Origin of the sequence: Halomonas rhizosphaerae (assembly GCF_030010555.1) — a bacterium.
Classification (GTDB): Bacteria; Pseudomonadota; Gammaproteobacteria; order Pseudomonadales; family Halomonadaceae; genus Halomonas; species Halomonas rhizosphaerae.
The window spans coordinates 1-13,334 of sequence record NZ_JASCQP010000019.1; the positions used below are offsets into that span (position 1 = coordinate 1).

Genomic DNA, 13,334 nt, shown 5'->3' on the forward strand with positions numbered 1-13,334 from the left:
CCGGTCGACGGGGCGGATCAGGGTCGACCATCAGCGGCCATAGACGGCCACGTCCGATTCGCTCACCTCCTCACCGACCCGGACCACCTCCGCGAGGAAGGCATCGACCTTGTCGCCCTCGATGCCGAAGTCGTTGACGATCCAGTCCCTCCATGCCGGCGTGGCGATCTCCGACATGCGCGCCCGCTCCTCGGGGGGCATGATGTAGCACTCCTCGAAGCGCTCGCAGGACTCCTCCCAGCTGGCCGTGGCCAGGGCCCCGGACATGCCGTGGCCGATGGCGACGGCCTCGCGGGCGGAGGTGACGATGGCCTCCTGCTGCGTCTCGGTCAGGCTCTGGAACCACTCCTCGCTGACCAGCCAGGCGGCGCTGTTGTAGACATGGCCGGTCAGGGTGGTGTAGTCCGTCACCTCGTCGAAGTTGTAGGTGGTGTTGAGCACCGGGGCATTGAACTGGCCGTCGGCGAGGCCCGTCTCCAGGGCGGTGATCACCTCACCCCAGGGCAGCGGCGTGGCCGAGGCGCCCAGCGACTTCATGATGGCCACGTGCCCCGGGTTCTCCTCGGTGCGGATATTGAGCCCCTCGAGGTCCTCCACGGTCTTGATCAGGCGCTCGTTGTTGGTGAAGGCCACGAAGCCGCCACCGTCATCGAAGGTGCCCAGGTAGCGCATGTCGGCCTCCTCGATGGTCCCCGACATGAAGTCGGCGAACCACTCGCTGTCGAAGAAGGTCCAGGCCTGGCGCCAGTTATCGAAGATGAAGGGGGCGGTCATCAGCTGATAGTCGTCATAGAAGGACGACATGGCCCCGGTGGTGATGATGGTGGACTGCAGGGTCCGCCCGCCCTGGACCTCGGACCCGGTCTCCACCTCGGAACCCAGCTGGCTGTTGCCGAAGATCGACACGGTGATCTCGCCATCGGTCCGGGTCTCGACCAGGTTCTTGAAATGCACCAGCGCCGGATAGACCTCGTTGTTGCTCATGTCCTCCGGAAGGATGGTGGCGATGGCCATTTCCGTGGACTGGGCCTGCACCTGGGTGCTGGCGATGGCCAGCGGTAGCGCGGCCAGCGCCAGGGCACCGGGGAGAGTCTTCGCTTTCATGGTCAACCTCGCGTCGTCTTGTCATTATCGTGACCCTGTCTCGCCCTCCCAGCAGAGGACACAACGAGACAGCTGACCTTCAGACTAGGTCGACTCTGGCCCGCCTGCTTGCCCGCAACTGCGATGCTCTTGCCCGAGACTCGGGAATGCCTGGCCCTCACGGCGCGCCCGGGAGGGCGAGACGGCGAAGCGTCGGCGGTAGGCGCGGGAGAAACTGCCCTGGTCGCGAAAGCCCACCAGGGAGGCGATGTGGCCGAGACTCAGGCCGCTGTGGGTGACCAGGGCTCGGGCGTGATCCAGGCGCCGGCGCTGGACATAGGCGAGCGGGGTCACGCCGGTCAGCTCCCGGAAGCAGGCGTGGAAGTGGCCCGCGCTCAGGGCGCAGAGCGCGGCCAGCTGCTCGACGCGGATCTCGTCCGCCAGGTGTCGGTCGATCCAGGCGTCCAGGCGCGCCAGGTCGAGGCGCTCGCTAGACCCCGGGCTGGCAGCCATGCCGGCACCCGCGGACAGGGGGTCGGACTCGAGGTGGAGATAGAGGGCCCGCAGCAGCAGCGCGGCGATCTCGCTGTGCAGGGCCGGACAGCACTCGAGTTGCTGCATCAGGCTTGCCGCCAGGCGGTTGAGGCGTGGCGGCACGGCGAAGAAGCGCGATCGCTCGAAGAGGCGCCCGATGGCCTCGCCATCGCGCAGGGCCGGCAGGCTCGAGGCAGGAATGTCGAGCACGAAGGTGCGGTTGCGACCATCACCCCGATAGTCATGGTGGCGGCCGCAGGGAATCAGGCAACCCCGGCTGCCGGTGATCCGATCCCCCCGCCCCTCGATGGAGAGCTCGGTGGCCCCGCGGGTGGCGAGGATCAGCTGGTGGTGGTCATGGGCATGAGCCACGTGCTCCTGGCCCAGGGTGGCGGCGCGAAGATCGAGCAGGGTCATCGGGGTATCGCCTTCCAGTCGCCATCGACAGCGTCAACATGGCGTGACGCAAGGTGGAAAGCAAGTCGGGTGGGAGGGCCTAGTGATCACTCCCGAGCCCCTTCGATGCCCTGGACCACATAGTCCCGCGCCACGCCGATGTGGTAATCGATGGCCTCGCGACAGCGCGGAGCATCGCCGCTGGCCAACGCATCGAGCAGCAGGTGATGGCTCTCGGCAATGGAGTCCGGCGCCTCGTGGGTCTTGGTGATCAGGGTGATGCACAGCCGCAGCTCGTGGGCCAGGTCATCGAAGGTCCTGAGCAGGCGGCGGTTTCCTGCCGAGGCGATCAGCAGGCGATGGAAGGCCAGGTCCGCTTCGATGCGCCGGCTCTCGTCGCCGCTGCCCGACGCCTCGCACAGCACCTCGACCTGTCGCCGCAGTGCCGGCAGGGCCCCGGACGGACAGGACCCGGCGAGCCGCTCCATGGCATGGCGTTCCAGGCAGAGCCGGAGGTCGAAGATGTCGGCGAGCTCTCCGGCATCCAACGCCCGCACGAAGAAGCCACGCCGGGGCTGGGAGACCAGCAGGCCGCGACTCTCCAGGAGCCGCGCTGCCTCACGGACCGGCGCGCGGCTGACCCCGAGGTCGCGGGCCAGTTGCACCTCGGACAACCGTTCGCCGGGGGCGAAGCGCTGGCCGATGATGGCCTGGGTCAGGTAGTCGGCCACCTGGTCCACCAGGTTTCGCTGCTGGATGAAGGCGGCGGGCGTGACGACTGGGGATGCGGGCATGCGGCTCGGACTCGCGTCGGGAAGGCTTCCCTCCCAGTATGGCCAAGGGGCGCCGCTTGTCGACCGTCGATTGACGACTGTCGACAGCTCGAGAGGTGCCTGCTAGCTTCATCCGAGTGACTGCCCATTGCCAACAACAATCGCCACAACGGGGACAGCATCATGAAGACACCACTGGCCATCGCCCTTGCCGCCGCGGCCATCACCGCCCCCTCCGCCTTCGCCGACGAGCCCAAGGCCGGCGGGGTCATCGACACCATCATCCAGCCCGAGCCGCCGGGCCTGGTGCTGGGCATGATCCAGAACGCCCCGACCCGCACGGTCGCCGGCAACATCTACGAAGGCCTACTGCGCTATACCACCGACCTGGAGCCCCAACCCCAGCTCGCAGAATCCTGGGAGGTCAGCGACGACGGACGCACCTGGACCTTCCACCTGCGCGAGGATGTCACCTGGCACGATGGCGAGCCCTTCACCGCCGAGGACGTGGTGTTCTCCGCCGATGTCTTCCACCGCGAGCTCAACCCCAGCGCCCGTGCCGTGCTGCAGCATGTGGAATCCATCGAAGCCACCGACGACCACACCGTGGTCTTCACTCTAGAGAAGCCCTTCGGCCCCTTCCTGATCTCCTTCGAGGCGGGGACCTTCACCATGGTGCCCAAGCACATCTACGAGGGCACCGAGTTCCGCGACAACGAGGCCAACAACCATCCCATCGGCACCGGCCCCTTCAAGTTCGACAACTGGGACCGCGGCACCGTCATCCAGCTGGTGAAGAACGAGGACTACTACGAGGAGGACCTGCCCTACCTCGACGGCATCAACTGGCACATCATCCCCGATGGCGCCTCCCGCGCGGTCGCCTACGAGAACGGCACCGTCGACGTGCTGCCCTACGGCACCGTTGAGAACTTCGACATCCCGCGCCTCACCGAACTGGACAACACCTGCGTGACCGAGCAGGGCCACGAGTACTTCAGCCCCTTCGCCATGCTGTGGATGAACAACCGCGAGGGCCCCACGGCCGACAAGCGCTTCCGGCAGGCGGTCATGTACGCCATGGATCGCCAGTTTGCCCGCGACGTGCTGTGGAATGGCCTGGGCCAGGTACCGCTGGGGGCGTTCGGCTCCAACGCCAGGTTCCAGAACGATGACCTGGAGCCCTACGACCACGACCCGGACCGCGCCCGCGAGCTACTCGACGAGATGGGGTATGACGGCGAGGAGGTCCGCCTGCTGCCGCTGCCCTATGGGGAGACCTGGACGCGCTGGGCCGAGGCCGTGCAGCAGAATCTCAAGGAGGTCGGCATCAACGTGCGAACCGAGGCCACCGACGTGGGCGGCTGGAACCAGCGCCTCGGCGACTGGGACTACGACCTCGCCTTCACCTACCTCTACCAGTATGGCGACCCAGCACTCGGCATCTCGCGCACCTACCTCTCCAGCAACATCGAGAAGGGCTCGCCCTGGAACAACGTCGAGGGCTACGAGAACGAGCGGGTCGACGAGCTGTTCAACCAGGCCGCAACGGCCTTTCCGGACGAGGAGCGCGAGGCGCTCTATCACGAGGTCCAGGAGATCCTCCAGGAGGACGTGCCGGTGGGCTGGCTGCTGGAACTCGGCTTCCCGACCATCTACCGCTGTGACGTCAAGGACCTGGTGACCTCGGGCGTGGGCGTCAATGACGGCTTCAAGGACGCCTGGCTCGACAGGTAAGCCATGCGGGGCGGCCCTCACGGCCGCCCCTGCGCCGTTCCACCGCGTCCCACGTCGCCAGGGGGTAATGGCATGCTCTATGTCAGGCTGATCGCGTCACGGCTGCTCAAGGCCGTGATCGTGCTGTTCATGATCATCATCTTAAACTTCTTCCTCATCCAGATGGCGCCGGGCGACCCGGCCGCCATCCTGGCCGGCGAGGCCGGGGCCACCGATGCGGAGTTCCTGCGCCAGCTGACCGAGCGCTTCGGCCTGGACCAGCCGCTCCACGTGCAGCTGTGGCGCTATGTCTCCGGCGTGGCCATGCTCGATTTCGGCTTTTCCTACCGCCAGCAGGTGCCGGTGCTCGACCTGATCCTGGCTCGCTTGCCGGCCACCCTGCTGCTCACCGGCACCGCCTTCGTGCTGTCGCTGGTGCTGGGCATCGTCGCCGGCTCGCTGGCCGCGGCCCGGGTCAAGAAGCCCTCGGGCTCGATCATCATGGCCCTGGCGCTGATCTTCTACGCTACCCCGCTGTTCTGGGTCGCATTGATGGCCGTGGTGCTGTTCTCGGTCTATCTCGACTGGCTGCCGGCCTACGGCATGTACACCGTGGGCGCGGGCCTGGAGGGGTTCGCCCTCGCCCTGGACGTCGGCAAGCACCTCATCCTGCCGGCCACCACGCTCGCGCTGTTCTTCATGGCCATCTACACCCGCATGACGCGGGCGTCGATGCTCGAGGCCGCCCAGCAGGACTTCGTCAAGACGGCACGCGCCAAGGGCCTGAAGAACAGCGTCATCCAGCGACGCCACATCCTGCGCAACGCCCTGCTGCCGATCATCACCCTGGCCGGCCTGCAGGCGGGGCAGATGGTCGGCGGGGCCATCCTCACCGAGACGGTCTTCGCCTGGCCCGGCATCGGCCGGTTGATGTTCGAGGCCCTGCAGCAACGCGACTACAACCTGCTGCTGGGCATCTTCTTCTTCTCGGCGGCCCTGGTGATCGTCTTCAACATCATCACCGACCTCGTCTACCGCCTGGCCGACCCGCGCATCAAGGAGGCGTCATGAGCTTCTTCGCCCGCTTCGCCCAGAACCGCGGCGCCCTGGTGGGCCTGATCATCCTGATGGCGATCATCCTGATGGCCATCCTGGCCCCGCTGCTGTTCCCCGAATCGCCCTGGCGCATGGTCCAGCGCCCCTTCCTGCCGCCGCTCGAGACGGAAGGCTTCCCGCTGGGTACCGACACCATGGGACGCAACGTCGCGGCCGGCCTGATGCACGGCGCCTGGGTCTCGCTGCTGATCGGGCTGGTCTCGACCACGGTGGCCCTGGCGATCGGCGTGCCGCTGGGGGCCATTGCCGGCTACTACGGGGGCCTCGTCGACGACGCCCTGATGCGCTTCACCGAGTTCTTCCAGACCATCCCCAACTTCGCCCTGGCCATCGTGCTGGTCGCGATCATGCAGCCCAGCATCACCTCCATCGTGCTGGCCATCGCCATCGTCAGCTGGCCGCCGGTGGCGCGCCTGGTGCGCGCCGAGTTCCTGTCACTGCGACACCGCGAGTACGTGGAAGCCGCCCGGCTGGTGGGCCAGACCAACGCCACCATCATCCTGCGTCAAATCCTGCCCAATACCCTGTCACCGATCATCGTGCTGGCCTCGCTGATGGTGGCGACGGCCATCCTGCTGGAGTCCGCCCTTTCCTTCCTCGGCCTGGGCGACCCCAACGTGATGTCCTGGGGCTACATGATCGGGGCGGCACGCACGGTGATCCGTCAGGCCTGGTGGCTGAGCTTCTTCCCCGGTGTGGCAATCCTGCTCACCGTGCTGGCACTCAACCTGGTGGGCGAAGGCCTCGACGACGCTCTCAACCCCAAGCTCGCCCGGGAACGTTCATGAGCGGTGGCGAAGGAGAATCCCATGACTGACACCCTGCTGAGCATTCGCCACCTGAGCATTGCCCTGCCGCACGGTGCCGATCGCGACTTCGCCGTGGAGGACGTCAGCTATGACGTGGCACGCGGCGAGATCATGTGCGTGGTCGGCGAGTCCGGCTCCGGCAAGTCGATGGCCGCCAATGCCCTCATGGGCCTGCTGCCCAAGGGGGTGCGGGCCACCGCTGGCGAGGTGGTGTTCGATGGCCAGGATCTGCTCCAGCTCACCGAGACGCAGCATCGTGCCCTGCGCGGGCTGCGTATCGGCATGATCTTCCAGGAGCCGATGACCGCCCTCAATCCGCTGATGCGGGTCGGCGCCCAGATCGGCGAGGTGTTCGAGGCCCACAACAGGCTGACCCCGCGCGAGCGACAGGCCCGTGCCCTGGAGCTGCTGACGGAAGTGGGCATCCCCCAGCCCGAGAAGGCCATCCGCGCCTATCCCTTCGAGCTCTCCGGCGGCCAACGCCAGCGGGTGATGATCGCCATGGCCCTGGCGCTCGAGCCGGAGCTGCTGATCGCCGACGAACCCACCACGGCGCTGGACGTCACCACCCAGGCACAGATCCTCGACCTGATCGGCGACCTCCAGCGTCGCCACGGCATGGCCGTGATGTTCATCACCCACGATTTCGGCGTGGTGGCCGAGATCGCGACCCGGGTCTGCGTGATGCGCGAGGGGCGCATCGTCGAACTCGGTGAGGCCCGGGAGGTGCTGGAACATCCCCGGCACGACTATACCCGGGCGCTGATCGAGGCGATTCCCAGCAACGCCATGCCCGCCGCCCGCGAGGCCGACCAGAGTGCCCCGCTGCTCGAGGTGCGTCACCTGCAGAAGGTCTTCCGCTCCCGCGGAGGCCTCTTCAAGCCCTCGCGTGAGGTCCATGCCCTGGACGACGTCAGCTTCACCATGGCACGCGGCGAGACGGTGGGCATCGTCGGCGAGTCGGGCTCCGGCAAGTCGACCCTGGGACGCTGCGTGGTGCGCCTGGAGCGGCCCGACAGCGGTGAATTGCTGCTCGACGGCGTCGACCTCACCAGCCTCAAGGGCGAGTTCCTGCGCCGCGAGCGCCGGCGGGTGCAGATGATCTTCCAGGACCCCTATGCCTCGCTCAACCCGCGCACCCGGGTCGGCATGGCCATCGCCCAGGGGCCCATCGCCAACGGCGTGAACCGGCAGCAGGCGCTCAAGGAGGCCGGTGACCTGCTCGACCTGGTCGGCCTGGGCGTCGCCTCGGCCGAACGCTTCCCCCATGAGTTCTCCGGAGGCCAGCGCCAGCGCATCGGCATCGCCCGGGCGCTGGCCCTCAATCCCGAACTGATCGTCGCCGACGAGGCCGTCTCTGCCCTGGACGTCTCCATTCAGGCGCAGATCCTGGAATTGCTCGAGGACCTGAAGCAGAAGCTCTCGCTATCGCTGTTGTTCATCACCCATGACCTGCGCGTCGCCGCCCAGATCTGCGACCACATCATCGTCATGCAGCACGGTCGCATCGTCGAGCACGGCACCGCGGAAGCGGTCTTCCTCTCGCCGCAGGAGGCCTATACCCGCGAACTGCTCGAGGCCATCCCCGGCAGGGCGCAGGTCCTGGCCACCGCCTGACCCACCCGGAGCCTGAACCTGTCATGGACGCCCTCTTGAAGGAGATCACCGCCATCGTCGGCGCCGCCAACGTCCTCACCGGCGAGGATGTCAGTGCTCGACGCGTCGACTGGCTGACCGGTGCCCCCTGCCGCGCCGGGGCCATCGTGCGACCGGGATCGACCAGGGAGCTCGCCGAGGTGATGCGTGCCTGCCACGCCGCCCGCCAGCCGGTGGTCACCCACGGCGGCCTCACCGGACTCGTGCATGGCACCGAGGCGGGCCCCGATGAGCTGGCCGTGTCGCTTGAGCGCATGACCGCCATCGAAGCCGTCGACCCGGTCAGTGCCACACTCACCGTACAGGCGGGGGCGCCTCTGCAGAGCGTCCAGCAGGCCGCCGAGGCGGTGGGCCTGCAGTTCGCCCTGGACCTGGGTGCCCGCGGCAGCTGCACCATCGGCGGCAATATCGCCACCAATGCCGGCGGCATCCGGGTCATCCGCTACGGCATGATGCGCCAGCAGGTGCTGGGGCTCGAAGCGGTGCTGGCCGACGGCACCGTGGTCAGCTCGATGAACCGCATGCTCAAGAACAATGCGGGCTTCGACCTCAAGCAACTGTTCATCGGCAGCGAGGGGACACTGGGTATCGTCACCCGGGCAGTGCTGCACCTCCAGCCGCCTACCCCGGACGTGCAGACGGCGCTGGTCGCCTGCCCCTCCTTCGAGAACCTGACCGGCCTGCTGGGCCATCTGGGCCGGCATCTCGGCGGCAGTCTGGCGGCCTTCGAGGCGATGTGGCAGAGCCACTATCGGCTGCTCACCGAGGAGAGCGGCCGGCACACGCCACCGCTCTCCCCCGACGCCCCCTTCTACGTGATCCTCGAATCGCTGGGCAGCGAGCCCCAGAGCCATGGCGCCCAGTTCTCCCTTGCCCTGGAGCGCGCCCTGGAAGACGAGTTGATCAGTGATGCGGTCATCGCCCAGTCCGACGCTCAACGCCAGGCCCTCTGGGCGATACGCGAGGACATCGAGGGGCTGATCCAGGCCCTCTCGCCGCTGCTCACCTTCGACGTCAGCCTGCCGATCGGCGAGATGAATCGCTATGTCACCAGCCTGGAAGCGGCCCTGGCGCGCGACTGGCCTCGGGGACGCATGGTCACCTTCGGCCACCTGGGCGATGGCAACCTGCATATTTCCATCACCGTCGGCAGTGCCGATCCGGCGGCCCGCCGCGCCGTCGAACACCTGGTCTACACGCCACTGGCCGAACTTGGCGGCTCGGTGTCGGCCGAGCACGGCATCGGCCTGGAAAAGCGCGACTACCTTGCCCTCTCGCGTACCCCGGAGGAGATCACGCTGATGCATACCCTCAAGCGAGCCCTCGACCCCCACGGGCTGCTCAATCGCCACAAGGTGCTCGCACCGCAGGACGGCTGACCCCTCGATGGCACGCTTCCTCCCTGACCGATTGCCACTCGCGCTCACCCCCCGCCCGATGCTCGGCACGCTGGCCTTGATCCTCGCCATCGGGCTCTTCTGGGGCGGCAACTGGCCGGCGGTGCGCTTCATCCTTCGGGACCTGCCGCCCTTCACCCTGCGCGCCATCGGCTTCTCCGCCGGTGCGCTGGTGCTGCTGGGCTGGGCCCGCTGGCGCGGCCTTCCGCTTCGCGTGGGGGGCAGGGAGTGGCCGTGGCTCGCGGTCACGGGACTGTTCACCATCCTCGGCTTCAACCTGGCGACCGCCTTTGGCCAGCTGCGCATGCCGACCTCCCAGGCGGCGATCATCGCCTTCACCATGCCGTGCTGGGCATTGCTGATGGCCTGGGGGTTGCTCGGCGACAGGATCAGCACACGCCAGTGGCTGGGGCTGGCCACCGGCCAGCTGGGGCTGATCGTGCTGCTCGGTCCCGCAGCGCTGGCGGCGCGGACCGAGGACCTCATTGGCCCCGTCATCATGCTCGGCGCGGCCCTCTCCTGGGCGCTGGGCACCGTGCTGATCAAGCGGCGTGGGCATTGGGAGAGCCACCCGGTGGTGATCACCGGCTGGCAGTTCGCGCTCTGTGCGGCACCGATGATCGGACTGGCGGCTTGGCGGGAGTCGCCGCCACCGCCCGGGGACTGGCTCGACACGACGTGGCTGGCACTCGGCTACCACCTGGTATTCTCGATCTGCCTGGCGCAGATGCTATGGTTTCGCAACGTCAACCGCCTCACCGTGGGGGAGTCCACCACCAGCACCCTGCTCATTCCGGTGGTCGGCGTCGGCAGCGCCAGTCTGCTGCTGGGTGAGCCCCTGACGCCGCAGGTGGTGGTGGCGCTGCTGCTGATCCTCGGCGCCATTGCCGTCGTCCTGCTCGGCAGGCGACGCCTTGACCCCGCCCCGCGACTGACCGACCGTGATTGAATCCCCTCGACCACAGCTGACTGGGAGTTCCCGATGCCCCGCTTTCCCGACCACCTGACCGGCGACGGCCCCACCAACCCCTTCCCCGGGATCCGCGTGCTGGAGCGCCGCCTGGGCCGCGAGATTCCCCACCGCCTCGGCTCCAACGAGGGGCTCGACATGCCCCACCGCGCCCTGCGCGCACACTTCGGCGATGCCATGGTCGAGCATGCCTATTGCTACGGGGATTCGGAGGCGCTGGGCGTGCGCCAGCGGCTCGCCGGGCAGCAGGGCATTGTGCTCGAGGCCCTACTGGTCGACGCCGGGGCCGACAGCCTGATCGCCCTCGCCCTGCGCACCGTGGCCGAGGCCGGCACCGCCGTGGTGGCCACCGCCGGCACCTACCCCACCTTCGGCTACTTCGCCCGGGGCCAGGGCTGTCGGCTGGTCGAGGTGCCCTACGAGGAGGCGCCGGGCCGCCTCGCCCCGGACCTCGAGGCCCTCTCCGCCGCTGCCCGGCGGGAACAGGCCCGACTGGTCTACCTCGCCAATCCCGACAACCCCAGCGGCCACCTGCATGACGACGCGGCCGTTCGCCGCCTGCGCGAGACGCTGCCCGACGACTGCTGGCTGCTGCTCGACGAGGCCTACCACGACTTCCGCGAGGATGCCGATTCTCCCTTCGCCCGCGAGGTGCTGCCCGGCGTGATCCGCCTGCGCACCCTCTCCAAGGCCCACGGGATGGCGGGGCTGCGCATCGGCTACGCCATCGCCGAGCCCGAGACCCTGGCGATGATGATGAAGGTGCGCATCCACTATGCGGTCTCGACGCTGACCCTGGCCGCCGCCGAGGTGGTGCTGGACCATCCCGACGAGACCCGCGAGCACATCGCCGCGGTGCTGAATCGCCGCGAGCGCCTGACCGAGCACTTCCGCGGGCTCGGCGCCGAGGTACTGCCCAGCGCCACCAATTTCATCGGCATCCGGTTGCCCAGCGCCGAGCTCGCTGAACGGGTCAACCGCGAACTGCTCGAGGCCGGGCGGCTGATTGCCCGTCCGGCCCACCCCGACCTCGGCCACGTGCTGCGCATCACCGCCGTGGAGGATGCCCTGGTCCCCGGGCGACTGCAGATCCTGGAAGACGCCCTGCGGTAGACGCGTCCAGCGCCGGGCAAGGCGTCGTCAGCAACGCCCCTTCTTGGCCTGTCCCGGCGGACAGAAGCCGCCGCGACGGTCGTAGTGGTCGTGGCCCCGGTCGTCATCGATGACCACCAGCGGTTCGGACTGGATGCGCGCGGGCGTGTAGCTGCAGCCGGCCAGCAACAGGCTGGCGCCGATCAGGCAGATCAGGAGCGTCGAGTGTCGGGTCATGGGGAAACCTCCGTGTCAGGGTGCTGTGCAGCGGCATTCTAGCGAACCCTGGCCACCCTACCCATGTGGCGCAACGGCGACGCAGCCGTCTCCAACAAGAGACAGTGGCCAAGGGAAAACGGACGCGCGATAGTGGCTTGTCATTAGTCTGCAAACAGGTCGTTCCCGAATGGATGCGCTGCGCCGCCACACTCTGCTGATCATCGTCCTGGGCAGCCTGGTCATCTCGCTGGCCATGGGCCTGCGCCATGGCTTCGGCCTCTTCCTGGAGCCGATGAGCAGTGACCTGGGCTGGGGACGGGAGGTCTTCGCCTTCGCCCTGGCCCTGCAGAACCTGATCTGGGGACTCTCCCAGCCCTTCAGCGGGGCCCTGGCCGATCGCTTCGGGGCCGCACGGATCGTGGTGGCGGGGGGCCTGCTCTATGCCCTGGGGCTGTCCATGATGGGGCTGTCGGACTCGGCCCTGGGGATGTCGATGAGTGCCGGGCTGCTGATCGGCCTGGGGCTCTCGGGCACCACCTTCTCGGTGATCCTCGGGGCCGTGGGCCGCGCCGTGCCGCCCGAGAAGCGCAGCCTGGCCATGGGCATCGTCAGCGCCGCGGGCTCCTTCGGCCAGTTCGCGATGCTGCCCGGCACCCTGGGACTGCTGGAGTGGCTCGGCTGGTCCGCCGCCCTGCTGGTGATGGGCGCACTGGCGGCCTTGATGGTGCCGCTCGGAGGGATGTTGCGCGACCGCCCTTCCCCCCGTCTGGCCAGCGACCTCTCGCTGGGTGCGGCGCTCGACGAGGCGGCCGGCCATCGTGGCTTCTGGCTGCTCTGCATGGGCTTCTTCGTCTGCGGCTTCCAGGTGGTGTTCATTGGCGTCCACCTGCCCGGCTACCTGGTCGACAGCGGCATCGCCGTGCAGGTGGGCAGCACCGTGCTGGCGCTGGTGGGGCTGTTCAACATCGTCGGCACCTACACCGCCGGCTGGCTCGGCGGCTTTCTCTCCAAGCCGCGCCTGCTGACCTGGCTCTACCTGATCCGCGGCATGGTGATCACCGCCTTCCTGGTCGTTCCCCTGAGCGCGGTGAGCGCCTACCTGTTCGGCATCGCCATGGGCCTGCTGTGGCTCTCCACGGTGCCGCTGACCAACGGCATCGTCGCCTCGGTGTTCGGCGTGCGCCACCTCTCCATGCTCGGCGGCATCGTCTTCCTCTTCCACCAGCTGGGCTCCTTCATGGGCGTCTGGCTGGGCGGCTACTTCTACGACCTCAACGGCGACTACGACCTGGTATGGCGGCTCGCCATCCTGCTCTCCGTGGCGGCGGCCGCCCTGCACTGGTTCATCGACGAGGTGCCGGTGAAGCGCCAGGCCAGCGCCGAGGCCGAGGCATGAGTCGCGCCCGACGGGGGCTGTTCGCCCTGCTGGCCACCGCCGCCCTGGCGCTGGCCTGGTGGGGCTGGCAGACCCTGGATGCCAGCCTGCTGCTGCTCGGCAGCCGGTTGTGTTGAGCGGCACCGCGTCGAGTGACAACGGCCATCGAGGCGCTCAGCGCCTCCAGCAAGACGCTCC

General features: G+C 68.1%; 12 protein-coding genes. 8 read left to right on the top strand and 4 right to left on the bottom strand.

The window, feature by feature from the left end:
* Positions 1-30: 30 nt before the first annotated feature.
* From dctP to QLQ83_RS06240, 3 genes are all read right to left on the bottom strand, one after another.
* A complete protein-coding gene (dctP, locus tag QLQ83_RS06230; protein WP_282734655.1) occupies positions 31-1,104 on the bottom strand; it encodes a TRAP transporter substrate-binding protein DctP in 1,074 nt (357 codons plus the stop codon).
* Positions 1,105-1,188: 84 nt separating this feature from the next.
* Positions 1,189-2,034, bottom strand: coding sequence for an AraC family transcriptional regulator (locus QLQ83_RS06235; protein WP_282734656.1), 846 nt, complete (start codon positions 2,032-2,034; stop codon positions 1,189-1,191).
* Between the two features lie 86 nt (positions 2,035-2,120).
* Positions 2,121-2,807, bottom strand: coding sequence for a GntR family transcriptional regulator (locus QLQ83_RS06240; RefSeq protein WP_282734657.1), 687 nt, complete (start codon positions 2,805-2,807; stop codon positions 2,121-2,123).
* Positions 2,808-2,969: 162 nt separating this feature from the next.
* Between QLQ83_RS06240 and QLQ83_RS06245 the strand changes: the two genes are divergently transcribed.
* The 7 genes from QLQ83_RS06245 (at position 2,970) to QLQ83_RS06275 (ending at position 11,563) form a co-directional block, all read left to right on the top strand.
* Positions 2,970-4,523 (top strand): ABC transporter substrate-binding protein, encoded by a 1,554-nt coding sequence (locus QLQ83_RS06245; RefSeq protein WP_282734658.1) that lies wholly within the window; start codon positions 2,970-2,972, stop codon positions 4,521-4,523.
* A gap of 72 nt (positions 4,524-4,595) precedes the next feature.
* A complete protein-coding gene (locus QLQ83_RS06250; protein WP_282734659.1) occupies positions 4,596-5,573 on the top strand; it encodes an ABC transporter permease in 978 nt (325 codons plus the stop codon).
* Positions 5,570-6,406, top strand: a complete 837-nt coding sequence (locus QLQ83_RS06255) for an ABC transporter permease (RefSeq protein WP_133635000.1) — start codon at positions 5,570-5,572, stop codon at positions 6,404-6,406. The genes QLQ83_RS06250 and QLQ83_RS06255 overlap by 4 nt, the downstream gene beginning before the upstream one ends.
* 21 nt (positions 6,407-6,427) lie before the next feature.
* On the top strand, positions 6,428-8,044 hold the full coding sequence (locus QLQ83_RS06260) for an ABC transporter ATP-binding protein (RefSeq protein ID WP_282734660.1): 1,617 nt from the start codon (positions 6,428-6,430) through the stop codon (positions 8,042-8,044).
* 23 nt (positions 8,045-8,067) lie between these two features.
* A complete protein-coding gene (locus tag QLQ83_RS06265) occupies positions 8,068-9,462 on the top strand; it encodes an FAD-binding oxidoreductase (RefSeq protein WP_282734661.1) in 1,395 nt (464 codons plus the stop codon).
* 7 nt (positions 9,463-9,469) lie between these two features.
* The gene (locus QLQ83_RS06270; RefSeq protein WP_282734662.1) at positions 9,470-10,429 is read left to right on the top strand and encodes a DMT family transporter; all 960 of its coding nucleotides are present in this window, start codon (positions 9,470-9,472) and stop codon (positions 10,427-10,429) included.
* Between the two features lie 33 nt (positions 10,430-10,462).
* Positions 10,463-11,563, top strand: coding sequence for a pyridoxal phosphate-dependent aminotransferase (locus tag QLQ83_RS06275; protein WP_282734663.1), 1,101 nt, complete (start codon positions 10,463-10,465; stop codon positions 11,561-11,563).
* Between the two features lie 27 nt (positions 11,564-11,590).
* Here the strand turns inward: QLQ83_RS06275 and QLQ83_RS06280 are convergent, their stop codons facing one another.
* A complete protein-coding gene (locus QLQ83_RS06280; RefSeq protein WP_282734664.1) occupies positions 11,591-11,779 on the bottom strand; it encodes a hypothetical protein in 189 nt (62 codons plus the stop codon).
* 169 nt (positions 11,780-11,948) lie between these two features.
* Between QLQ83_RS06280 and QLQ83_RS06285 the strand changes: the two genes are divergently transcribed.
* Positions 11,949-13,157, top strand: coding sequence for an MFS transporter (locus QLQ83_RS06285; protein WP_282734665.1), 1,209 nt, complete (start codon positions 11,949-11,951; stop codon positions 13,155-13,157).
* Positions 13,158-13,334 lie beyond the last annotated feature (177 nt).

Coding starts and splice junctions, on each gene's coding strand:
- dctP (WP_282734655.1), bottom strand. CDS start 1,104: ATGAAAGCGAAGACTCTCCCCGGTGCCCTGGCGCTGGCCGCGCTACCG.
- QLQ83_RS06235 (WP_282734656.1), bottom strand. CDS start 2,034: ATGACCCTGCTCGATCTTCGCGCCGCCACCCTGGGCCAGGAGCACGTG.
- QLQ83_RS06240 (WP_282734657.1), bottom strand. CDS start 2,807: ATGCCCGCATCCCCAGTCGTCACGCCCGCCGCCTTCATCCAGCAGCGA.
- QLQ83_RS06245 (WP_282734658.1), top strand. CDS start 2,970: ATGAAGACACCACTGGCCATCGCCCTTGCCGCCGCGGCCATCACCGCC.
- QLQ83_RS06250 (WP_282734659.1), top strand. CDS start 4,596: ATGCTCTATGTCAGGCTGATCGCGTCACGGCTGCTCAAGGCCGTGATC.
- QLQ83_RS06255 (WP_133635000.1), top strand. CDS start 5,570: ATGAGCTTCTTCGCCCGCTTCGCCCAGAACCGCGGCGCCCTGGTGGGC.
- QLQ83_RS06260 (WP_282734660.1), top strand. CDS start 6,428: ATGACTGACACCCTGCTGAGCATTCGCCACCTGAGCATTGCCCTGCCG.
- QLQ83_RS06265 (WP_282734661.1), top strand. CDS start 8,068: ATGGACGCCCTCTTGAAGGAGATCACCGCCATCGTCGGCGCCGCCAAC.
- QLQ83_RS06270 (WP_282734662.1), top strand. CDS start 9,470: ATGGCACGCTTCCTCCCTGACCGATTGCCACTCGCGCTCACCCCCCGC.
- QLQ83_RS06275 (WP_282734663.1), top strand. CDS start 10,463: ATGCCCCGCTTTCCCGACCACCTGACCGGCGACGGCCCCACCAACCCC.
- QLQ83_RS06280 (WP_282734664.1), bottom strand. CDS start 11,779: ATGACCCGACACTCGACGCTCCTGATCTGCCTGATCGGCGCCAGCCTG.
- QLQ83_RS06285 (WP_282734665.1), top strand. CDS start 11,949: ATGGATGCGCTGCGCCGCCACACTCTGCTGATCATCGTCCTGGGCAGC.